Source organism: Streptomyces sp. NPDC036813, assembly GCF_055609245.1.
Genome location: NZ_JBVJPV010000003.1, coordinates 18,264 through 40,591, shown reverse-complemented (window position 1 = coordinate 40,591; position 22,328 = coordinate 18,264). Strand labels below are relative to the sequence as shown.

The following is a 22,328-nucleotide window of genomic DNA, read 5'->3' as shown; positions in this document are numbered from 1 at the left end:
ACTTCAGTGGGTGGTGATCCCATGGACCGCGCGGTGCTGGACCCGGACGAGCGCTGGCGCATCGTCGACCGTGAGCGGGCGACCCTCGCCGGCCTGCTCCAGGAGCTGAGCCCGGAGGAGTGGGAGACACCCACCCAGTGCGGCGACTGGCGGGTGCGGGACGTGGCCGCGCACCTGACCCTCCCGGGACGGGTGAACCACCGCTGGGCGCTGCGCGAGTGCCTGCGGGCCCGCGGCGACTTCGACCGCATGATCCGCGCGACGGCGATGCGCGAGGCCGAGCAGACCACTGCCGCCATCCTCGCCCACCTCCGCTCGATCGTCGGCTGCCACCGGCCCGCCCCCTTCACCACACCCCGCGAGACGCTGCTCGACATCCTCGTCCACGGTCAGGACATCGCCCTCGCCCTCGGCCGTGAGCGCCCGGTGCCCCCGGCCGCGGCCCGGGACGCGGCCGAGCGGGTCTGGACGATGCGCTTCCCGCCCCGCCCCTGGCCGCTGCCCCGGGCCCGCCTGGTCGCCACCGACATCGACTGGGTCCGCGGGGACGGTGAGGAGGTGCGCGGCCCGATCACCGCGCTGCTGCTCCTGCTGACCGGCCGTGAGGCAGCGGCGACCGGGCACCTCACCCCCGTCACCCCCGCGTACTGACCGCCGACGCCTCCAGCGCCATCAGCTCCTCCTCGCTCAGCACCAGATCCGCCGCGGCCGCCGAGTCCCGGATGGTCTGCGGGCGGCTCGCCCCCGGGATCGGGACGACGGACGGGGAGCGGGCCAGCAGCCACGCCAGGCAGACCTGCTGCGGGCTGACTCCCCGCTCCCGCGCCACGCCGTGGAACGCGGCGAAGCGCTCCCCGCCCTCCAGCCGGGACGGCCCGTCCAGCGAGCTGCGGGTGATGCCGCCGAGCGGGCTCCACGGCAGGAACGCCAGGCCCAGTTCGGCGCAGAGCCGCAGCTCGGGCTCGCTGTCGCGCACGGCGGGGGAGTAGCGGTTCTGCACCGACACCAGCCGCTCGCCGAGGATCGCGCGGGCCTGGTGGATCTGCTCGGCGGTGACGTTGGAGACCCCGGCCAGCCGGATCTTCCCCTCGTCGAGCAGCTCGCGCAGGACGCCCACCGACTCGGCGAAGGGGACAGCGGGGTCCGGCTTGTGCAGCTGGTACAGGCCGATCGCCTCGACGCCCAGCCGCCGCAGGGACGCCTCGGCCGCGGACCGCAGGTGGCGCGGCGAGCCGTCGACCGTCCAGCTGCCGTCGGCCGGCCGGCCCCGGCCGCCCTTCGTCGCCACCAGGACGCCGGAGGTGTCGCCGCCGTAGCCCGTCAGTGCCCGGGCCACCAGCAGCTCGTTGTGTCCCGGCGCGGTGCCGGGCAGGTGGTAGGAGTCCGCGGTGTCGATCAGGGTCACGCCCGCGTCCAGCGCCGCGTGCACGGTGGCCACGGCGCGCGTCTCCTCGGGGCGGCCCTCCAGGGACAGCGGCATCGCGCCGAGTCCGACCGCACTCACCTTCAGCTCGCCGAGCTGTCGCATCCGCATGTCAGGCGTCCTTTCCGAGGGTCTCGGCGACCGCGTGCGGCAGCCACTGCCGTACGTGCGAGAAGGGGAAACCGAGCCGGACGGCCCGGGAGTTGTCCATGCCGTAGAAGCGCGCGAAGGAGAAGGGGGAGACCTGGCCGACCTCCACCGACCGGAACACGGTCGTGCCCTCCGGCAGGTGCTCCGCCACCGCCGTACACAGGTCCCGCGTGGTCAGCAGTCCGTGCGAGGCCGCGTTGACCGGGCCCGTGAAGTCCTGGCCCACCGCCCAGAACAGGAAGTCGGCGATCTCCTCGACATGGATGTACGTCGCCGGGCGCTCGACCGGCGGCACCGCGATCGGCTCGCCCGCCGCGATCCGGTCCGCGTAGTGCGTGAGGCGCCCGGTGAAGTCGTCGGCGCCGCCCAGCACATGGGCCACCCGCACCGACGTCCATGGCAGGTCCTTCGACGCCGCGAACACCGCCTCCGCCTGCCGCTTGCCCTCGCCGTAACGGGACTCCGTGAACGCCGCGTCGTCCCAGGGGAGTTCGAGGTCCACGGCCACGGTGCGCGGATCGACGGCGTCCTCCCGTACGGGCGCCACGGAGTCCTCGTACTCGTACACCTCGACCGTCGACGTCATCACGTACCGGCCGGTGCGGCCCGTGAACACCCGGCGCGCGGTCTCCGCCTGGCGCGGCGTGTAGCAGACCTGGTCGACGACGGCGTCGAAGTGCGCCGCGCCCAGCGCCGCCCGCAGGGCCGTCTCGTCGTCGCGGTCGGCGACGAGATGGCGGGCGCCCGGCGGGGGCGGGGAGGAGCCCCGGTTGAGCACCGTCACGCGGTCCCCGGCGGCCAGCAGCCGCTCGATGAGCCGCTTGCCGAAATAGCGGTTCCCGCCGACGACCAGAACCTCACGCATTCCGTCCCCCTCGGACTGGAGCAAAGAGTGGAGCGAGCAGTGGATCAACGCCCATAATTCTTTCGGCACTTGTGTCCGTACTGAAGGGGGAACCGTGGGAGTTCCGGCTGCCGCACCAAAAGAACCTCGGCATCTTCGCGCCGCCGCCAACGAAACCTCGGCATCCCTGGACGCGCTGGACCGGCAGATCCTCGACCTGCTCCAGACCGACGGCCGGATCAAGCTCAGCGAGCTGGGCCGCCGTGTCAGGCTCAGCCCGGCGGCGGTGACCGAACGGGTCCGGCGGCTGGAGGCGGCCGGGGTCGTCACCGGCTACGGCGCCCGCGTGTCCCCCGCCCGCCTCGGCTACGGCATCCAGGCCTTCATCCGGGTCGACCCGCACGGCGGCTACACCCTCACCCACCCGAGGACCCTGGAGCTGACCGCCCGCCCGGAGATCACCGAGGCGCACCACGTCGTCGGCGAGGACTGCTGGATCCTGAAGGTCGCCGTGGAGGACACCGGCCATCTGGAGGAGGTGCTGGCGCAGATCTCGGCCCTCGGGCGGACCACCACCTCGATCGTGCTGTCCTCCCCGGTGTCGCACAAGCCGCTCCTGCCGCGCTTGCCTTGACGTCGGCGTCAAGGCATACGGTCGCGGACATGCGAATCGGCGAGCTGGCCGCACGGGCCGGGACCACCACGCGCACGCTGCGGTACTACGAGGCGCGCGGGCTGCTGCCCGCACGCCGGGACGAGCACGGGCACCGCAGCTACGACGACGACGACCTGCGGCTGCTGGAGCAGATCCGGACGCTGCAGGACTTCGGGTTCGAGCTGGAGGAGACCCGGCCGTTCGTGGAGTGCCTGCGCGCCGGGCACCCCGAGGGGGACTCGTGCCCGGCGTCGGTCGCGGTCTACCGGCGCAAGCTGGCCGAGCTGGACGCGCTGATCGGTGAGCTGAGCGGGGTGCGGGCGAGCGTCGCAGCGCAGCTTGCGCGGGCCGAGCAGGCGCTGGGCGAGCTGGCCGCCGGGGCGCTGGTTCCGGGGGGTCCGGAGCCGCGGTGCGAGCTGGGAGGGCAGGACAAATGATCAGGACGGACGGCGTGACCGAGGTGACGGACGCGGATTTCGCGGACGAGGTGCTGGGGGCGGACCTGCCGGTGCTGGTGCAGTTCACGGCCGAATGGTGCGGGCCGTGCCGGCAGCTCGCTCCGGTGCTGGGCGCCATCGCCGCCGAGGAGGGCGATCGGATCAAGATCGTGCAGATCGACGTGGACCGCAATCCTGAGACGACGATCGGATACGGCGTGATGGCCACGCCCACGCTGATGGTCTTCTCCGGCGGTGAGCCGGTGAGGTCGATGGTGGGCGCCCGGCCCAAGCGGCGGCTGCTCCAGGAGCTCGACGACGTGCTCTGAGCGCCCCGCGCCCTGGATGCGGGAAATCCCCCGAGCAATTGTGCTCGGGGGATTTCTTTCGCTATATTTGTTCATTCGCGACTTCTCTTGGGAGAGGTCACGAAGAAGCTTAAGTGAGCACAGTATATCCGGGCGGGAGCGGAATTGTCAAACACCGAATTTCCGGACGATGAATTGCGGCACGAGCAGGAATTCATCGACGGGCTGTACGCGCGCGTGGACGCGCTGATCGGGGACACCGAGTCCGCCGTCCAGGACGCGCTCGCGCAGGGCGACAAGCCCATGCAGGCCCGCCTGGAGCGGGACATCCTCGTCGCCGAACGCTCGGGGCTGCTCGCCGCGCTGAACGCGGTGGACGGCTCGCTGTGCTTCGGCCGGATCGACTTCACCGACGGCACCGGCCACCACATCGGCCGGATCGGGCTGCGCGAGGACGACACCGAACGCACCCCGATCCTGATCGACTGGCGTGCCGAGGTGGCCCGGCCGTTCTACGTGGCCACCGGGCACACCCCGATGGGCCTGCGCCGCCGCCGGCACATCTCCACCGAGGGACGCAGGGTCACCGATCTGCACGACGAGTTCCTCGACGTGAGAGACCAGGAGCGCACCGGCCACGAGGACCCCACCGGCGACGCCGTACTGCTGGCCGCGCTGAACTCCGCGCGCACCGGCCGGATGAGCGACATCGTGCAGACCATCCAGGCCGAGCAGGACGAGATCATCCGGGCGCCCCACCGCGGGGTGCTGGTCGTCGAGGGCGGTCCCGGCACCGGCAAGACGGCCGTCGCCCTGCACCGCGCCGCCTACCTCCTCTACGAGCACCGCGAGCTGCTCGCCAAGCGGGCCGTGCTGATCGTCGGCCCGAACCCGGCCTTCCTCGGCTACATCGGGGAGGTCCTGCCCTCCCTCGGCGAGACCGGCGTGCTGCTCGCCACGGTCGGCGAGCTGTTCCCGGGCGTCAGGGCGACGGCCACGGACACCCCTGAGGCGGCCGCGGTGAAGGGCCGCGCCGAGATGGCCGACGTGCTCGCCGCCGTCGTACGCGACCGGCAGGCGCTGCCCGACCCGGTCATCGCCGTCGAGCACGACCGCGAGGTCCTCATGCTCGACGAGGGGCTCGTGGCCGTCGCCCGGGAGAAGACCCGCGCCACCAAGCTGCCGCACAACGCAGCGCGCGAGTACTTCGAGGGCCACATCCTCAACACCCTCACCGAGCTGTACGCCGAGCGCGTCGGCACCGACCCCTACGACGGCTCCAGCCTCCTCGACGCGAGCGACATCACGCAGATCCGCGACGAGCTCGCCGAGAACCCCGAGGTCTGGGCGGCCGTCGACCAGCTGTGGCCGGTGCTCACCCCGCAGCGCCTGGTCGCCGACTTCCTCGCCGAGCCGGAGGGCTGTCTCGGCGAGGAGGACGCGGCCGCGATCCGCCGCCCGGTCACCCGGGCCTGGACCACCGCCGACGTGCCCCTGCTGGACGAGGCCGCCGAACTCCTCGGCGAGGACGACCGGCAGGCCCGAGCCCGCGCCGAGCGGGAACGCGAGACGCAGATCGCCTACGCGCAGGGCGTCCTCGACGTCTCCTACGCCTCCCGGACGTACGAGTTCGAGGACAAGGAGGAGGACGACCCGGAGTCGTCCGAGGTGCTGTCCGCGCACGACATCATCGACGCCGAGCGCTTCGCCGAACGCCAGGAGGAGGCAGACCACCGCTCCGCCGCCGACCGCGCCGCGGCCGATCGCACCTGGGCGTTCGGGCACATCATCGTCGACGAGGCGCAGGAGCTGTCGCCGATGGCGTGGCGGCTGTTGATGCGCCGCAGCCCGACCCGGTCGATGACCCTGGTCGGCGACCCGGTGCAGACCGCCGAGGCGGCCGGCGTCGGCTCCTGGGAGGGCATCCTCGCGCCCTACGTCGAAGACCGCTGGGAGCACACCCGCCTCGGCGTCAACTACCGCACCCCCGTAGAGATCATGGAGTTGGCGGCGGCGGTCGTGCGGGCCGAGCACCCCGGCTTCGAGCCCCCGCAGTCCGTGCGCTCCACCGGCGTACGGCCCTGGGTGCGCGGCACCGACGACCTGCCCGGCGCCGTCGAGAAGGCCGTCGCCGAACTGACCCCCGCGGAGGGCCGGCTCGCCGTCATCGCGCCGCGCGAGCTGCACCGCCGCCTCGCCGCGCGGCTGGACGGCGTGACGGCCGGCGCCGAGCCCGACCTGACGCGGACCGTCGTCCTGCTCGACCCGCGCCAGGCCAAGGGCCTGGAGTTCGACTCCGTCCTGGTCGTCGAGCCCGGCCGCTACGGCACGAGCGACCTGTACGTCGCCCTCACCCGCGCCACCCAGCGCCTCGGCGTCCTGCACACCGGGGAGCTGCCGCAGGGCATGGCGGAAGCGGCCCGGTGACGAGCGCCCCGCCGGGTCCGGGCCCTTCGGGCCGGCCTCGGCGGGGTTCCGCCAAGGGCGCGCGCCCCTCCGCATGCGCCCCGCGAGGGCCGTGACCTCTGGCAGCAGTCGACCGGGGCGTCCCGCCCCGCAGCCCGCCCGAGGGGCGGCAGCCGCGAGATCCGGACGGCCCCCAGCCGCAGCCGCGTCATCCGGGCGGCCGGCAGCCACGGCCGCTGGCCGCCGCCGGCAACGGGACCACTTTGGCCCCGCCGCCGCGCTCAGGCAGGCCGCAGCCACACCGTCGCCAACGGGGGCAGGGTGAGCCGGATGCTCGCGGGGCGGCCGTGGCAGCCCTGCGGCTCCGGCTTGACCGGGTCGGGGCCGGTGACGTCGCTGCCGCCGTAGCGGGCCGCGTCCGTGTTGATCACCTCGTGCCAGGCGGGGATGTCGTCGGGGACGCCGAGGCGGTAGTCGGGGCGCACCACGGGGGCGAAGTTGGACACCGCGAGCAGGGGGCTGCCGTCGGCGTCGTGGCGCAGGAAGGCGAAGACGTTGTCCTCGGCGGCGTCGCCGACGATCCACTGGAAGCCGTCGGGGTGGATGTCCCGCTGCCACAGCGCCGGGGTGGCCCGGTAGCGGGCGTTCAGGTCGCGGACCAGGTCCAGCACGCCCCGGTGGTCGGGCTCGGCGCCGTAGGACGGGTCGAGCAGCCACCAGTCCGGGCCGCGCACCTCGGACCACTCCGAGCCCTGCGCGAACTCCTGGCCCATGAACAGCAGCTGCTTGCCCGGGTGGGCCCACATGTAAGCCAGGTAGGCGCGCAGGTTGGCGCGCTGCTGCCACCAGTCGCCCGGCATCTTCGACACCAGCGACCGCTTGCCGTGCACCACCTCGTCGTGGGAGATGGGCAGCACGTAGTTCTCGCTGTACGCGTACACCATCGAGAACGTCATCTCGTGGTGGTGGTACCTGCGGTGGATCGGGTCGTGGCTCACGTACTGCAGCGAGTCGTGCATCCAGCCCATGTTCCACTTCAGCCCGAAGCCGAGCCCGCCGAAGCCGCTCGGGCCCTTGTGGTGCGTGGCCCGGGTGACCCCGTCCCAGGCCGTGGACTCCTCCGCGACGGTCACCACGCCCGGCACCCGCCGGTACACGGTCGCGTTCATCTCCTGCAGGAACGCCACCGCGTCCAGGTTCTCCCGGCCGCCGTACTGGTTCGGCGTCCACTGGCCCGACTCGCGCGAGTAGTCCAGGTAGAGCATGGAGGCGACGGCGTCCACGCGCAGACCGTCGATGTGGAACTCCTCGCACCAGTACACCGCGTTGGCGACCAGGAAGTTGCGCACCTCGTTGCGGCCGAAGTCGAACTCCAGCGTCCCCCAGTCCGGGTGGGCGGCCCGCAGCGGATCGGAGTGCTCGTACAGCGGCCGCCCGTCGAACTCCGCCAGCGCCCACTCGTCGCGCGGGAAGTGCGCCGGCACCCAGTCCATGATCACGCCGATGCCGGCCTGGTGCAGCTTGTCCACCAGGTACCGGAAGTCGTCCGGGGTGCCGAGCCGGGCCGTCGGCGCGTAGAAGCCGGTGACCTGGTAGCCCCACGAACCGCCGAAGGGGTGCTCGGCGACCGGCATCAGCTCCACGTGCGTGAACCCGAGGTCCTTGACGTACGCCGGGAGCTGCTCGGCGAGCTCACGGTACGTCAGCCCCGGGCGCCAGGAGGCCAGGTGGACCTCGTACAGCGAGAACGGGCCCTCGTGCGCGGGCACCTCCGGTCGGCGCGCCAGCCACTCCTCGTCGTTCCACTCGTAGTCCGAGGACGTGATGATCGACGCCGTCTCCGGCGGGACCTGTGTGCGCCGGGCCAGCGGGTCCGCCCGCAGCGTCTTCGAGCCGTCCGGCCGGGTGATCTCGAACTTGTACAGCTCACCCTCGCCGACGCCGGGCACGAACAGCTCCCACACCCCGGTGGAGCCCAGGGAGCGCATCGGGAAGGCGGTGCCGTCCCAGTAGTTGAAGGTGCCGGCCACCCGCACCCCGCGCGCGTTCGGCGCCCACACCGAGAAGCGGGTGCCGGCCACGCCCTGGTGTGTCATCGGGTGCGCGCCGAGCACCTCCCACAGCTGCTCGTGCCGTCCCTCGCCGATCAGATGCAGGTCCAGGTCGCCGAGGGTGGGCAGGAAACCGTATGCGTCCTCGGTGTCCAGGACGGTGTCGCGGTACGCCACCAGCAGCCGGTACGCCGGGACCTCGCGCAGCGGCAGCAGGCCCGAGAAGAAGCCGTCCCCGTCGGGGTGCAGCTCGGCACGCACCCCGTCGGCGACCACGGTGACGGACAGGGCGTAGGGCCTCAGGGCCCGCACGAGAACGCCGCCCGCCGCCGGATGGGCGCCGAGCACCGCATGCGGATCGTGGTGCGTCCCGGCGAGCAGACGCTCACGGTCACCGTCGTCCAGGGCGGGAGCGACGGGGACGGGGACGGTGACCTCCGGGTCCGGAACGCGCGGCGCCGCATCCTGCCGCGGCACCTCCGCGGCAGGCGCGGCCGTCACCGCCGCGCCCTTTGCCGGGGCCGTCTGCCGCAGGGTCTCCTCGGCCGGGGCGGTCTGCCGCGGGGTCTCCTCGGCCGGGGCCGTCTTCTTCACCGCCTTGTCGGCCGCCGTCTTCTTGGCGGCCTTCTTGGCCTTCTTCGGATCCGAACCGCTGGACTGTCGACGGGGGGTCACGGGGGAGCCTCCTGGAAGGGGACGTCGGTCGGACGGCGGGCCGGTCAGCTCGGGTCGGGCACGGCAGCGAGGTGCTCGATCGCCGCCATCGGCACCGGCAGCCAGTCCGGGCGGTGCCGGGCCTCGTAGACGACCTCGTAAATGGCCTTGTCGGTCTCATAGGCGCGCAGCAGGACGGGGTCGGTGCGCGGGTCGAAGCCGCTCGCCTCGGCGTATCCGGTGCAGTACGCGGCGCGGCAGGTGCGCGCCCACTGCGGTGCCGGCGTCTTGGCCGAGTGCGCGGCGTAGTCGAAGGAGCGCAGCATGCCCGCCACGTCCCGCACCACCGGCTGCGGCATCCGCCGCTCGGCCAGCGGCCGGGCCGGCTCCCCCTCGAAGTCGATCAGGGCCCAGTCCCCGGCGGGGGAGCGCAGGCACTGCCCCAGGTGCAGGTCGCCGTGCGCGCGCTGCGCGGTCCAGGTGTGCCCCTCGGCGGCCAGGTCCGCCAGCGCCTCGAAGGCGGTCCGCAGCCCCGGCGCATACGGGCCGAGCACCGGCACCTGCTGTACGGCGCTGTCCAACCGCTCGATCATGCCGCGGACCAGCGGCTCCAGCTGCGCGTGACCGAGCGTGACGGTCGGCAGCGCATGGGCCAGCGCCATGTGCACCTCGGCGGTGGCGCGTCCCAGCTCGCGCGCCTCGGCGGCGAAGTCCTCGCCCTTGGCCAGCTGCCGCAGCGCCAGCTCCCAGCCGTCGGCCGCGCCCTGCACGAAGGGCTGGAGGACACCGAGGACGTACGGCTCGCCGGCCTGGTCCGTCGTGTCCTGGGGGTCCGCCTCGATCCACGCCACCGGCGCGGGCACCCGGGCGCAGCCCTCGCGGGCCAGGGCCAGCGGCAGCTCCAGATCGGGGTTGACGCCGGGGACGACCCGGCGCAGCACTTTCAGGATGAACGTGTCGCCGTAGACGACGGAGGAGTTCGACTGCTCGGCCGTCATCACGCGGGGCACCAGGCCGGGCCGTATCTCCGGCTGCGGGACCCGCTCGAAACGCAGCCCGCCGATGCGGGCCTGGGAGCGCAGGGCCTCCAGGAGCACATCGGCGGGCCGGGGGTCGTACAGGGCGTCGTACACCGTGCGCCCGGTGAGCGGGCCGTCGGTGACATGGCCTATCAGCGCGGGCGCCAGCCGGGGCGGCAGCGCCTCGCGCGCGCCTATGAGCAGCTGGTAGCAGTCCCCGGGGTGGGTGTCGGCGGCGCCCAGGGTGTGCGGCTGGTGGGCGCGTACCAGCAGGTGGTACAGGCCCAGGCGGCCCGACGCCGGGAGCAGCTCGGTGGCTGCCACCAGCGAGAAACCGGTGACCGGGCGGCCCTTCCCCGCGAACCAGCGCTGCCTCGGCAGCCACTCGCGCAACAGTGGATCCAGTGACGCGAGCAGGCCGGGGCTGGTGGTACCCGAGACGGTGACCGTTTCCGCCATGGCGTCACGTCCTTTCCCCGGGGGAGGGGGGTGGGGCGGGGGGCTTACTCTTGCGTGCCCCGGGCGGGACGGTGGAAACCGCCCCGTCCCGGGTTCTCAGCCCTAGGCGCCGTCCTTGCGGAGCCGGAACCAGTAGAAACCGTGGCCTGCGAGCGTGAGCAAGTACGGCAGCTCCCCGATGGCCGGAAAGCGCACTCCGCCGAACAGCTCTACCGGGTGGCGTCCCTCGAACCTCTGCAGGTCCAGCTCGGTGGGCTGGGCGAAGCGGGAGAAGTTGTGCACGCACAGCACGAGGTCGTCCTCGTACTCGCGCAGGAACGCCAGCACCGCCGGGTTCGACGACGGCAGCTCGGTGTAGGACCCCAGTCCGAATGCGGTGTTCTGCTTGCGGATCTCGATCATCCGGCGGGTCCAGTGCAGCAGCGAGGAGGGCGACGCCATGGACGCCTCGACGTTGGTGACCTGGTAGCCGTAGACCGGGTCCATGATCGTGGGCAGGAACAGCCGCCCGGGGTCGCTGGAGGAGAAGCCGGCGTTGCGGTCCGGCGTCCACTGCATCGGCGTGCGCACGCTGTCGCGGTCGCCGAGCCAGATGTTGTCGCCCATGCCGATCTCGTCGCCGTAGTACAGGATCGGTGACCCGGGCAGCGAGAGCAGCAGGGCGGTGAACAGCTCGATCTGGTTGCGGTCGTTGTCCAGCAGGGGCGCGAGCCGGCGGCGGATGCCGATGTTGGCCCGCATCCGTGGGTCCTTGGCATACTCCGCGTACATGTAGTCGCGCTCTTCGTCCGTGACCATCTCGAGCGTGAGCTCGTCGTGGTTGCGCAGGAAGATGCCCCACTGGCAGCCCGACGGGATCGGCGGCGTCTTCGCGAGGATCTCGGAGACCGGGTAGCGGGACTCGCGGCGTACGGCCATGAAGATGCGCGGCATGACCGGGAAGTGGAAGGCCATGTGGCACTCGTCGCCGCCGGACTCGAAGTCGCCGAAGTAGTCCACGACGTCCTCCGGCCACTGGTTGGCCTCCGCGAGGATCACCGTGTCCGGGTACTGCGCGTCGATCTCCTTGCGCACCCGCTTCAGGAACTCGTGCGTGGCGGGCAGGTTCTCGCAGTTCGTGCCCTCCTCCGCGTACAGATACGGCACCGCGTCCAGCCGGAAGCCGTCGATGCCGAGGTCCAGCCAGAACCGCAGGGCGGAGATCATCTCCTCCTGCACGGCCGGGTTCTCGTAGTTCAGGTCCGGCTGGTGGGAGAAGAACCGGTGGAAGAAGTACTGCTTGCGCACCGGATCGAAGGTCCAGTTCGACACCTCGGTGTCGACGAAGATGATCCGCGCGTCCTGGTACTGCTTGTCGTCGTCGGCCCACATGTAGTAGTCGCCGTAGGGCCCGTCGGGGTTGTTGCGCGACTCCTGGAACCACGGGTGCTGGTCGCTGGTGTGGTTCATGACGAAGTCGATGATCACGCGCATGCCGCGCTGGTGGGCGGCGTCGACGAACTCCACGAAGTCCGCCAGGTCACCGAACTCGGGGAGCACCGAGGTGTAGTCGGAGACGTCGTAGCCGCCGTCCCGCAGCGGTGACTTGAAGAAGGGCGGCAGCCACAGGCAGTCGACGCCCAGCCACTGCAGATAGTCGAGTTTGGCGGTCAGGCCCTTGAGGTCGCCGACGCCGTCGCCGTTGCTGTCCTGGAAGGACCGGACGAGGACCTCGTAGAAGACGGCACGCTTGAACCAGTCGGGATCCCGGTCCTTCGCCGGGGTGTCCTCGAATTTGTCCGGGACGGGTTCGTTGACGATCATGTTGTGGGTGACCCTCCGGTCTGCGGGATGGACGGTCGCAGGACGGTGAAGACATGCGCGGGCCTCAGGCCCGGTTCGAGTCGCACGTAGTTGGCCCTGCCCCAGTGATAGGTCTCGCCGGTGAGCTCATCGCGCACCAGCGTCATCTCGTGCCAGTCCAGGCCGAGTTGCGGCATGTCCAACGAGACCGTGGCCTCCTGGGTGTGGTGGGGATCGAGGTTCGCCACCACCAGAACCGTGTTCGAACCGCTCCGCTTGGAGTACGCGATGACCGCGTCCTGGTCGGCGTGGTGGAAGTGCACGTCGCGCAGCTGCTGAAGGGCCGGGCTGCGGCGCCGGATGTCGTTCAGGCGGGTGATCAGCGGGGCGATGGTGCGGCCCTCGCGCTCGGCGGCCTCCCAGTCACGCGGCCTGAGCTGGTACTTCTCCGAGTTCAGGTACTCCTCGCTGCCCGGCTTCAGCGGGGTGTTCTCGCACAGCTCGTAGCCGGAGTAGATGCCCCAGGTGGGGGAGAGGGTCGCGGCCAGCACCGCGCGGACCTCGAAGGCGGGCCGTCCGCCGTGCTGAAGGTAGGCGTGCAGGATGTCCGGGGTGTTGGCGAAGAAGTTCGGCCGCATATAGGTCGCGGCCTCGCCGGACAGCTCCGTGAGGTACTCCGTCAGCTCCTGCTTGTCGTTGCGCCAGGTGAAGTACGTGTACGACTGCTGGAAGCCGATCTGGGCCAGGGTGTGCATCATCGCCGGGCGGGTGAACGCCTCGGCCAGGAAGATCACGTCCGGGTCGGAGGCGTTGATGTCGTCGATCACCCGCTCCCAGAAGACCACCGGCTTGGTGTGCGGGTTGTCGACGCGGAAGATCCGCACCCCGTGGTCCATCCAGTACCGCAGCACCCGAATGGTTTCGGCCACCAGGCCGTCCATGTCGGCGTCGAAGGCGATCGGGAAGATGTCCTGGTACTTCTTCGGCGGGTTCTCGGCGTAGGCGATCGTCCCGTCGGGCCGGTGGTGGAACCACTCCGGGTGTTTCTGCACCCACGGATGGTCGGGGGAGCACTGGAGCGCGAAGTCCAGGGCGACCTCCAGACCGTGCGAGCGGGCCTGCCCCACGAACCAGTCGAAGTCCTCGATCGTCCCCAGCCGGGGGTGGACCGTGTCGTGACCGCCCTCCGGGGAGCCGATCGCCCACGGCACGCCCACGTCGTCCGGCTCGGCGGTCAGGGTGTTGTTCTTCCCCTTGCGGAAGGTCGTGCCGATCGGATGGATCGGCGGCAGATAGACGACGTCGAAACCCATCGCGGCGATCTTCGGCAGCCGCCGCGCCGCCGTCCGGAAGGTGCCGTGCGGCTGCTCCGGCGTGCCCTCCGAGCGCGGGAAGAACTCGTACCAGGACCCGAACAGCGCCCGCTCCCGCTCCACCAGCAGCGGCAGCGGGTCGGAGGCGGTGACCAGGTCGCGCAGCGGATGCGCGGCCAGCACCGCGTCCACCTCCGGCGTCAGCGCGGCGGCCAGCCGGGAGGCGGAGGGCCGGCCCTCGTCGCGCAGGGCGGCGACGGCGTCCAGCAGGACGTCCCGCTGCTCGCCGCTCAGCGGCCCGGCGGCCCGTTCGTACAGCCGCGCGCCCTCCTCCAGGACCAGCTCGGTGTCCATGCCGGCCGGGATCTTGATCTTCGCGTGGTGGCGCCAGGTGCTCACCGGGTCACTCCACGCCTCCACGGTGTACGTCCACCGGCCGGGCGCCCCGGCGGTCACCGTGGCCCCCCAGCGGTCCGTGCCGGGCTCCAGCTCCCGCATCGGCGTCCAGGGTCCCGCGCGGCCCTCGGGGTCCCTGAGGACGACATTGGCGGCGACGGCGTCATGGCCCTCACGGAACACGGTGGCCGAGATCTCGAACGACTCGCCGGTCACCGCCTTGGCCGGACGGCGGCCGCGCTGGACGACCGGGCGGACGTCCAGGACGGGTATCCGGCCCACGGCGGTGGCCGGCGCGGCCGTCGTGGGTACGGCGGTGCGCGCGGCCGCTTCCGGGGGTGACTTCGGGGGTGCGGCGGTGCTCTGGGTCGGGGGTGCTGACGAGTGGTGCGTGGCGGGCATGACCGCTCCTGTCCGCGTCAACGTGGGTGGGCGGATGGCTGTGGGGAGGTCTGGTCTGCAGTTGTGCCAAGAGGGGTACCCCGGTAACTACCGGAGGAGCCTTCCCACACTCTTCTGGTGGGCAATCCGGCACTTTGTTAACTACTCACGCGTATGTCTACGCACAAGACCGGATCGTTTCCAGCCGGGTGTCCACACACGGGGTCGATTCAGGCCGAACGGGGGTCTGCGGGCCCGGTCCCCGGCGAGGCGGGCACCCGCGCCGGTACCGTCGTAAGGGACGAGCCGGCACATCCCGGTGTGCCGGCGGCAGCCACTCGCGTCGAGGTGACTTGTGAAGGCGATCCGTCGATTCACCGTCCGACCCGTTCTCCCCGAACCCCTCCGCCCGCTCAGCGACCTGGCGCGCAATCTGCGCTGGTCGTGGCATACGGAGACCCGTGACCTGTTCCAGTCGGTGGACCCCGAGCAGTGGGCCGAATCCGGCGGTGACCCGGTCCGGCTGCTGGGCAGTGTGCGGCCCGCCCGGCTCGCGGAACTGGCCCAGGACCGCCGCTTCCTGCGCCGCCTCACCGCGGTCGCCGGAGATCTGCACGACTATGTGAGCGGCGAGCGCTGGTACCAGGCCCAGTCCGGCGATCTGCCCGCCGCCGTCGCCTACTTCTCGCCCGAGTTCGGTATCACCGCCGCACTGCCGCAGTACTCCGGCGGTCTCGGCATCCTGGCCGGCGACCACCTCAAGTCGGCCAGCGACCTCGGCGTCCCGCTGATCGGGGTGGGGCTGCTGTACCGGCACGGCTACTTCCGGCAGTCCCTGTCCCGGGAGGGCTGGCAGCAGGAGCACTACCCCGTGCTCGACCCGAACGAACTGCCCGTGACGCTGCTGGAGGAGGCCGACGGCACCCCCGCCCAGGTCTCCCTCGCCCTGCCCGGCGGCCGCTCGCTGCTCGCCCGGATCTGGGTCGCCCAGGTCGGGCGGGTACCGCTGCTGATGCTGGACTCCGACGTCGAGGAGAACGACCTCGGCGAGCGCGGGGTGACCGACCGGCTCTACGGCGGCGGCAGCGAGCACCGGCTGCTGCAGGAGATGCTGCTCGGGATAGGGGGCGTCCGGGCGGTACGGACGTACTGCCGGCTGACCGGGCACGCGGACCCGGAGGTCTTCCACACCAACGAGGGGCACGCCGGGTTCCTCGGCCTGGAACGCATCGCCGAGCTGTGCGACACCGGGCTGGACTTCGACTCCGCGCTGGAGACGGTACGGGCCGGCACGGTGTTCACCACGCACACGCCCGTCCCGGCCGGCATCGACCGCTTCGACCGGGAGCTGGTGGCCCGGCACTTCGGGCCCGACGCCGAGCTGCCGCGCATCGACGTCGACCGGGTGCTGCGGCTCGGCATGGAGACGTACCCGGGCGGTGAGCCGAACCTGTTCAACATGGCCGTGATGGGGCTGCGGCTCGCCCAGCGCGCCAACGGTGTGTCGCTGCTGCACGGCCGCGTGAGCCGGGAGATGTTCTCCGGACTGTGGCCGGGATTCGACCCCGAGGAGGTGCCCATCACCTCCGTGACCAACGGGGTGCACGCACCGACCTGGGTGGCCCCGGAGGTGTTCCGGCTCGGCGCCCGGCAGATCGGCGCCCAGCGCGCCGAGGACGCGCTGACCGTGGGCGGCTCCGACCGCTGGGACTCCGTCGCGGACCTCTCCGACCAGGAGATCTGGGATCTGCGCCGGGATCTGCGCGAGCAACTGGTGACCGAGGTGCGGCAGCGGCTGTGGGCGTCGTGGCGGCAGCGCGGCGCGGGCGCCGCGGAACTGGGGTGGATCGACGGCGTCCTCGATCCGGACGTGCTGACCATCGGGTTCGCGCGGCGGGTGCCGTCGTACAAGCGGCTGACGCTGATGCTGCGCGACCGGGACCGGCTGATGGAGCTGCTGCTGCACTCCGAGCGGCCGATCCAGATCGTCGTCGCGGGCAAGGCCCATCCGGCCGACGACGGGGGCAAGCGGCTCGTGCAGGAGCTGGTGCGGTTCGCCGACGATCCGCGGGTGCGGCACCGTCTGGTGTTCCTGCCGGACTACGGCATGGCCATGGCGCAGAAGCTGTACCCCGGGTGCGATGTGTGGCTGAACAACCCGCTGCGGCCGCTGGAGGCCTGCGGCACCTCCGGGATGAAGGCCGCGCTGAACGGGTGCCTGAACCTGTCCGTGCTGGACGGGTGGTGGGACGAGTGGTTCCAGCCCGACTTCGGCTGGGCGATCCCCACGGCCGACGGTGCCGGGACCGATCCCGACCGGCGGGACGATCTGGAGGCGGCCGCGCTGTACGAGCTGCTGGAGCAGCGGATCGCTCCGCGGTTCTACGAGCGGGGGCGGGGCGGGCTGCCGGACCGGTGGATCGAGATGGTGCGGCAGACGCTTACGCATCTCGGGCCGAAGGTGCTGGCGGGGCGCATGGTCCGGGAGTACGTGGAGCGGCTGTACGCGCCGGCGGCGCAGGCGCACCGGGTGCTGCGGCCGGAGGTGGCGCGGGAGCTGGCGGAGTGGAAGGCGCGCGTGCGGGGAGCCTGGCCGGCCGTGTCCGTGGATCACGTGGAGACGTCGGCGACCAGTGCGACGGCGGAACTGGGGACGACGCTGACCCTGCGGGTGCGCGTGCAGCTCGGTGATCTCGGGCCGGAGGACGTGGAGGTACAGGTCGTGTCCGGGCGGGTGGACGCGGAGGACCGCATCACCGGGGGGACGGCCGTGCCGCTGAAGCCGGTGGGCGGGCCGGACGCGGAGGGGCGGTGGAGCTACGAGGGGCCGCTGTCGCTGGAGCGGACCGGGCCCTACGGGTACACCGTGCGGATCCTGCCGTCGCATCGGCTGCTGGCGGCCGGGGCGGAGCTGGGGCTGGTCTCGGTGCCGGCGGAGGAGATGGGGGAGGGTGGGGTGTTGCTGAGGTAGCGGGTGCCTGTCGGCGGCATGGCGGGGTGCCTGCGGCGTGGGTGCCTGCGGCGCCGGGTCAGGGTTCGTGGTGCGGGTGCGTTGTGCCTGCGGTGCCGGGTCAGGGTGCGGGTGCGGGTGCGTTGTGCCTGCGGTGCCGGGTCAGGGTTCGGGTGCGGGTGCGTTGTGCCTGCGGTGCCGGGTCAGGGTTCGGGTGCGGGTGCGTTGTGCCTGCGGCGCCTGGGTCGTGGTTCGGCTGCGGGTGCGTTGTGCCTGCGGCGCCTGGGTCGTGGTTCGGCTGCGGGGCGTGGGTGGTTGCTCGCGCCGTTCCCCGCGCCCCTTGGGTGCCTGCGGCGGCCCGTTGCGGTGCGTGGTGGGCTGGTGTCCTCGCCTGCGGTGCGTTGTGGGTCGGGGCCCCGGCGGGGAGTGTCCGTCCTCGGTCCGGCCGCCCGTTTCCGACGGGGGCGCCCTGTGCCGGTGCCGGACGCTGCGGGCGGCCACTCCCCGCCGTGTCCCCTTCCCGCCGTACGCGGGTGCAGGCCGGCGAGACGCCCCCTAGGACTCGTCCTGCGGGGCGCAGAGTTTGCGGAGCACGGTGCCGCAGCGGTGGGCGTAGGCGTGTTGGAAGGCTCTGGTGGCTGCGCCGCCTGCCTTGGCGTACCACTTGGCCGGGCGGCTGAAGGCGGCCACTGTCAGCCAGACCGTGCCGTCGCCCGTGCGGTCGACGACGAAGGCCTCCTCGCCGCATTCGGGGTGGCCGGGGAGGGTGCCGTAGGCCCAGCCGGCCCGGCGGGGTTCGTCCGTCGTCCAGACGATGCGGCAGGGGGCCTTGATCATGCCGGCGAGGGTGACGGTGACGTCGACTCCCTCGGCGGCGCGGTCGGCGCTCGCGTCGATGCCCACGCCAAGTTCCCGGTGCATCTCCCAGGTGAGGACCGCGTCGGCGGCCCGGCGGAAGACCGCCTCGCCCTCGCCCAGGCGGGTGCGCACGTGCAGGGGGCGGAAGCCGGGCGGGCAGGCGGCGAGGTCCTCGCGGGTCGCGCCGACCGCCTCGTACGTGAAGGACATGGGGCCCAAGAGTACGGCGGCACCCGGAACGTTTCCGTTCCGGGTGCCGCCGGGTGCGCTAGTTGACGTTGACCGCGGTCCAGGCGGCGGCGACCGCCTTGTACTCGGCGCTGGTGGAGCCGTACAGCGCCGACGCCGCGTTCAGGGTCGCCGTGCGGGCGGCCTTGTAGTTGGTCGTGGACGTCATGTACGTGGTGAGCGCCTTGTACCAGATCTGCAGCGCCTTGGCGCGGCCGATGCCGGTGACGGCGGAGCCGTTGTAGGTGGGCGAGTTGTAGCTGACGCCGTTGATCGTCTTGGCGCCGCTGCCCTCCGACAGGAGGTAGAAGAAGTGGTTGGCGACACCGGACGAGTAGTGCACGTCCTTGTTGCCCACGGTGGAGGACCAGTAGTCGGCCGAGCCGCCGTCCTTGCTGGGCTTGTCCATGTAGCGCAGCGGGGTGCCGTCGCCGTTGATGTCGATCTTCTCGCCGATGAGGTAGTCACCGGGGTCCGAGGCGTTGTTCGCGAAGAACTCCACGCCGGTGCCGAAGATGTCGGAGGTGGCCTCGTTCAGGCCGCCCGACTCGCCGGAGTAGTTCAGCCCGGCGGTGTTGGAGGTGACGCCGTGGCTCATCTCGTGGCCCGCGACGTCGAGCGAGGTCAGCGGGTCGGCGTTGCCCGAGCCGTCGCCGTAGGTCATGCAGAAGCAGCTGTCGTCCCAGAAGGCGTTGACGTACGCGTTGCCGTAGTGGACGCGGGAGTAGGCGCCGACGCCGTTGTTCTTGATGCCGGAGCGGCCGAAGGTGCTCTTGTAGAAGTCCCAGGTCTCCGCCGCACCGTAGGCGGCGTCGGCGGCCGCGGTCTGGTCGGAGGAGGAGGTGGAGGCGGTGCCGGTGCCGAAGACGTTGGTCGAGTTGGCCACCAGGGTGCCCGTACCGGACGTCTTGCGCGCCAGGTTGTAGGTCTTGTGGTTGCCCCGCGCGGTGTCGGTGAGCTGGTACGTCGAACCCGACTGAACGGAGTTGAGGCTGACCGTGCCGGAGTACAGCGTCTTGCCGGTCGCGTTCTCGATGCCCTGGAACTCGTAGAGCTTCTTGCCCGTGGCCGCGTCGGTGATGACGTGCAGCTGGTTCGGGGTGCCGTCGTCCTGGAGGCCGCCGACGATCGTCTCGTAGGCGAGGACCGGCTTGCCGCTCGCCGCCCAGATCACCTTGCGGGAGGAGTCGGCCGCGGTCTTCTGCGAGCCGGCCTCCCGAGCGGCGGTCAGCGCCTGCTTCTCGGCCTTGGCCGGGGCCAGGGCGGGGGTGAGCGAGGCGACCTTGATGGTGGCGTTGACGGCCTTGGTGACGCCCTTGGCCGCACCGGACGCCGCCTGGTGCACGATGAGGTCGCCGCCGAGGACCGGCAGGCCGGCGTAGGTGCGCTCGTAGCGGGTGTGCGTGGTGCCGTCGGCGTCTCTGACGACGTCCTTGACGACCAGCTTCTCCTGGGCGCCGAGGCCTATCCGGTGGGCCGTGGCGGCGGCGTCGGCCTGCTTCTCCTGGATGAGGGAGGTGCGGGCGGCCGCGGACAGCTGCGCCGGGGCGGCCGCGAGGGGGGCCGACGACTGGGCGGCTGCGGAACCGGTGGTCAGACCGGTGGTGAGGAGGGCTCCGGCCGCGACGGCGGTGGCGATGGCCAGAGTGGTGCGCTTGTGACGCGCGAAGGGGCTGGACACACAAGCTCCTTGTGGGGGAGACCGGCCGGTTGTGGGGCAACCGGCCGAGGTGGTCGTGAGGTTGTGCGGCGGGTGAGGGAAGACTGGCACCTCGGACGCGTACATGTCATGACCCCGAGGTGATGTTGGCCGAAAGTTGACTGTCCGGTAAACGTTTCCGAAATGTAAAAAGCGGGCGCCGCCCCGGGAGTTGCACCACCGGGGCGGAACCCTGCTCCGTGGGACGACGGTTTACGGGAAGGTCAGCTTCCAGCCGTCGATGTAGCCGGTGTCGTAGGACGCCACGTCCTGGACGCGCAGCTTCCAGGTGCCGTTGGCCACCTCGGACGAGGCGTTGACCGTGTACGTCGCGTGCACGTCGTCCGCCGAGTCCGAACCGCTGGAGTTCTTCAGGCGGTACGCCGAGCCGTCGGGGGCCACCAGGTCGATGACCAGGTCACCGCGCCAGGTGTGCACGATGTCGACCGTCACCTGGAGGTTGGACGGGGCGTTGCCGGTGCGTCCGGTGACGTTGATGGACGACGTGACGGCCGGGCCGTTGTCCGGAATCGAGACGTCGGTGGTGTTCTCGAACACCGTGCCGCCGCCGCCGCCACCGCCCGAGCGGGAGCCGACCGCGACGGCCGCCCACGCGTCCTGCACCGCCTTGTACTCGGCGGAGGTGGTGCCGTACAGCTCACCGGCCGCCGCCAGGGTGCCGGTGCGGGCGCCCGCGTAGTTCGTGGTGGAGGTGAACTTCGTGGTCAGCGCCCGGTACCAGATCTGCAGCGCCTTGTCCCGGCCTATGCCGGTGACCGGAAGTCCGTCCGAGGTGGGCGAGTTGTAGCTGACGCCGTTGATGACCTTGGCGCCGCTGCCCTCCGACAGGAGGTAGAAGAAGTGGTTGGCGACGCCGGACGAGTAGTGCACGTCCAGGTTGCCGACGCCCGAGTACCAGGAGTCGGCGGAGCCGCCGTCCTTGCTGGGCTTGTCCATGTAGCGCAGCGGGGTGCCGTTGCCGTTGATGTCGATCTTCTCGCCGATGAGGTAGTCACCGGGGTCGGAGCTGTTGTTGGCGTAGAACTCCACGCCGGTGCCGAAGATGTCGGAGGTGGCCTCGTTCAGGCCGCCCGACTCGCCGGAGTAGTTCAGCCCGGCGGTGTTGGAGGTGACGCCGTGGCTCATCTCGTGGCCGGCCACGTCGAGCGAGGTCAGCGGGTCGGCGTTGCCGGAGCCGTCGCCGTAGGTCATGCAGAAGCAGCTGTCGTCCCAGAACGCGTTGACGTACGCGTTGCCGTAGTGCACCCGGGAGTAGGCACCCACACCGTCGTTGCGGATGCCGGAGCGGCCGAAGGTGTTCTTGTAGAAGTCCCACGTCACCGCGGCGCCGTAGTGCGCGTCGGCACCCGCCGTCGCGGCGTTCGACGTGGTGCCGTTGCCCCAGGTGTTGCTCGTCTGGGAGAACAGCGTGCCGGTGCCGGACGTGCCGTGGTTCAGGTTGTACGTCTTGTGGCCGCCGCGATCGCCGTCGTTCAGCGTGTACGTCGAACCCGACAGGGTCGTCGTCAGCGGGACGGTGCCGCTGTACTGGGTGTTGCCGGTGCCGGTCGCGTTCTCGATGCCCTGGAACTCGAACAGCTTCTGCCCGGTGGCCGCGTCGGTGATGACGTGCAGCTGGTTCGGGGTGCCGTCGTCCTGGAGGCCGCCGACGACCGTCTCGTAGGCGAGTACCGGCTTGCCGCTTGCCGCCCAGATCACCTTGCGCGAGGAGTCGGCCGTCGTCCTGGAGGAGCCGAGGGCCTTGGCGCGCTGCACGGCCCGCTGCTCGGCGGTCGCCCGGGCGACCTTGCCGGTGAGGTCCGCGACCTTCAGCTGGGCGTTCGTCGCTTTGATGACGCGCTGCGTCTGCCCCTTGGAGCTGTCCACGACCAGGTCGCCGCCCAGGACGGGCAGGCCGGCGTAGGTGCGCTCGTAGCGGGTGTGCAGCGTGCCGTCCGCGTCCTTGATCACGTCACGGACGACGAGCTTCTCCTGCGAGCCGAGACCGATCCGCGTCGCGGTCTGCGCCTTGGCGGCGTCGGCGTCGCGCAGCAGCTCCGCGCGCTGCGACGCGGAGAGCTTGACGGCCATGTGGGCGGGGTTCGCCTTGCCGGCCACCGGCGCGGCCGGGGCGGCACTGGCGGCGCCCGACTGGACGGCCGCGGCGAGCAGGGCGGAGACGCCGACGAGGGCGACACCGGCCGCCCGGCGGTGCAGGGTGTGGGAGGTGCGTCTGCGCGAGGAACTGCTTCTCAACACTGACTCCTTCTGCGTGGCCGCGGATCGCGCGGCCAGGGGAGACCGGGCGGCCGATC

15 protein-coding genes are annotated in these 22,328 nt (G+C 71.6%); 6 read left to right on the top strand and 9 right to left on the bottom strand.

Features of this window, described 5'->3' with window-relative positions:
• Positions 1-21: 21 nt before the first annotated feature.
• Positions 22-651, top strand: coding sequence for a maleylpyruvate isomerase family mycothiol-dependent enzyme (locus tag ACZ67Q_RS07750; RefSeq protein ID WP_471177861.1), 630 nt, complete (start codon positions 22-24; stop codon positions 649-651).
• Here the strand turns inward: ACZ67Q_RS07750 and ACZ67Q_RS07745 are convergent.
• Both ACZ67Q_RS07745 and ACZ67Q_RS07740 read right to left on the bottom strand, forming a co-directional pair.
• Entirely contained in the window at positions 635-1,534 is a 900-nt protein-coding gene (locus ACZ67Q_RS07745; protein ID WP_471177858.1) for an aldo/keto reductase, read from the bottom strand. The genes ACZ67Q_RS07750 and ACZ67Q_RS07745 overlap by 17 nt on opposite strands.
• Position 1,535: 1 nt before the next feature.
• Entirely contained in the window at positions 1,536-2,438 is a 903-nt protein-coding gene (locus ACZ67Q_RS07740; protein ID WP_471177856.1) for an NAD-dependent epimerase/dehydratase family protein, read from the bottom strand.
• A 94-nt stretch (positions 2,439-2,532) separates the two neighbouring features.
• On the opposite strand from ACZ67Q_RS07740, the gene ACZ67Q_RS07735 reads away from it, so the two are divergent.
• The 4 genes from ACZ67Q_RS07735 to ACZ67Q_RS07720 all read left to right on the top strand — a co-directional run bounded on the left by ACZ67Q_RS07735 (position 2,533) and on the right by ACZ67Q_RS07720 (position 6,244).
• Positions 2,533-3,051, top strand: coding sequence for an Lrp/AsnC family transcriptional regulator (locus tag ACZ67Q_RS07735; RefSeq protein ID WP_471177853.1), 519 nt, complete (start codon positions 2,533-2,535; stop codon positions 3,049-3,051).
• Between the two features lie 29 nt (positions 3,052-3,080).
• On the top strand, positions 3,081-3,509 hold the full coding sequence (locus ACZ67Q_RS07730) for a MerR family transcriptional regulator (protein WP_471177850.1): 429 nt from the start codon (positions 3,081-3,083) through the stop codon (positions 3,507-3,509).
• Positions 3,506-3,838 carry a thioredoxin family protein gene (locus ACZ67Q_RS07725; RefSeq protein WP_471177848.1) on the top strand — a complete coding sequence of 111 codons (333 nt, stop codon included), beginning with the start codon at positions 3,506-3,508 and terminating at the stop codon, positions 3,836-3,838. Before ACZ67Q_RS07730 ends, ACZ67Q_RS07725 begins: the two co-directional genes overlap by 4 nt.
• Positions 3,839-3,982: 144 nt before the next feature.
• On the top strand, positions 3,983-6,244 hold the full coding sequence (locus tag ACZ67Q_RS07720; protein WP_471177845.1) for a HelD family protein: 2,262 nt from the start codon (positions 3,983-3,985) through the stop codon (positions 6,242-6,244).
• A gap of 260 nt (positions 6,245-6,504) precedes the next feature.
• On the opposite strand, the gene glgB is transcribed toward ACZ67Q_RS07720, so the two are convergent.
• The 4 genes from glgB to ACZ67Q_RS07700 all read right to left on the bottom strand — a co-directional run bounded on the left by glgB (position 6,505) and on the right by ACZ67Q_RS07700 (position 14,299).
• Positions 6,505-8,949 (bottom strand): 1,4-alpha-glucan branching enzyme, encoded by a 2,445-nt coding sequence (gene glgB, locus ACZ67Q_RS07715; protein WP_471177842.1) that lies wholly within the window; start codon positions 8,947-8,949, stop codon positions 6,505-6,507.
• Between the two features lie 44 nt (positions 8,950-8,993).
• Positions 8,994-10,406 carry a maltokinase N-terminal cap-like domain-containing protein gene (locus ACZ67Q_RS07710; RefSeq protein ID WP_471177840.1) on the bottom strand — a complete coding sequence of 471 codons (1,413 nt, stop codon included), beginning with the start codon at positions 10,404-10,406 and terminating at the stop codon, positions 8,994-8,996.
• 102 nt (positions 10,407-10,508) lie between these two features.
• Entirely contained in the window at positions 10,509-12,209 is a 1,701-nt protein-coding gene (treS, locus tag ACZ67Q_RS07705; protein ID WP_471177837.1) for a maltose alpha-D-glucosyltransferase, read from the bottom strand.
• Complete coding sequence (locus tag ACZ67Q_RS07700; RefSeq protein WP_471177835.1) at positions 12,206-14,299, bottom strand: alpha-1,4-glucan--maltose-1-phosphate maltosyltransferase; 2,094 nt, start codon at positions 14,297-14,299, stop codon at positions 12,206-12,208. The genes treS and ACZ67Q_RS07700 overlap by 4 nt, the downstream gene beginning before the upstream one ends.
• A gap of 334 nt (positions 14,300-14,633) precedes the next feature.
• Here ACZ67Q_RS07700 and ACZ67Q_RS07695 point away from each other — a divergent pair, with 334 nt between their 5' ends.
• The gene (locus tag ACZ67Q_RS07695) at positions 14,634-17,249 is read left to right on the top strand and encodes a glycosyltransferase family 1 protein (protein WP_471177832.1); all 2,616 of its coding nucleotides are present in this window, start codon (positions 14,634-14,636) and stop codon (positions 17,247-17,249) included.
• Between the two features lie 534 nt (positions 17,250-17,783).
• Here the strand turns inward: ACZ67Q_RS07695 and ACZ67Q_RS07690 are convergent.
• From ACZ67Q_RS07690 to ACZ67Q_RS07680, 3 genes are all read right to left on the bottom strand, one after another.
• Positions 17,784-18,296, bottom strand: coding sequence for a DUF1990 domain-containing protein (locus ACZ67Q_RS07690; protein ID WP_471177830.1), 513 nt, complete (start codon positions 18,294-18,296; stop codon positions 17,784-17,786).
• A 58-nt stretch (positions 18,297-18,354) separates the two neighbouring features.
• Positions 18,355-19,995 carry a M4 family metallopeptidase gene (locus ACZ67Q_RS07685; RefSeq protein WP_471177827.1) on the bottom strand — a complete coding sequence of 547 codons (1,641 nt, stop codon included), beginning with the start codon at positions 19,993-19,995 and terminating at the stop codon, positions 18,355-18,357.
• A 231-nt stretch (positions 19,996-20,226) separates the two neighbouring features.
• Complete coding sequence (locus ACZ67Q_RS07680) at positions 20,227-22,269, bottom strand: M4 family metallopeptidase (RefSeq protein ID WP_471177825.1); 2,043 nt, start codon at positions 22,267-22,269, stop codon at positions 20,227-20,229.
• Positions 22,270-22,328 lie beyond the last annotated feature (59 nt).